Source organism: Cohnella sp. GbtcB17, assembly GCF_019091135.1.
In the GTDB taxonomy this organism is placed as follows: Bacteria; Bacillota; Bacilli; order Paenibacillales; family Paenibacillaceae; genus Cohnella.
In genome coordinates this window covers 1-235 of record NZ_JAGXJW010000493.1, presented here as the reverse complement: position 1 = coordinate 235, position 235 = coordinate 1, and the positions used below count along the sequence as shown (strand labels likewise).

Annotated in this window: 1 pseudogene; it reads left to right on the top strand. The window is 69.4% G+C overall.

The features are described from left to right. Nucleotides 1-235: pseudogene (locus KVT38_RS34245) on the top strand (amidohydrolase); the annotation flags it as partial.

Here is a 235-nt window from a genome sequence, read left to right as displayed (position 1 = left end):
GACGCGGCGCTCATGGCGCATCCGTACCATAGTTTCGCGCGCTCTGGCTCCTCGCTCGCGATGGATGCGCTGCAATACGTGTTTTTTGGCAAAGCCGCGCACGCCGCGGCCAACCCCGAAGACGGGATCAACGCGCTGGCCGCGGTCATCCAGCTGTTTAACGGCGTCTGCGCCCTGCGGCCGCCGACGCGCTGCGTCGCGCGCATTCCCGGGAGCGTGTGGGGCCGCGGTCGGG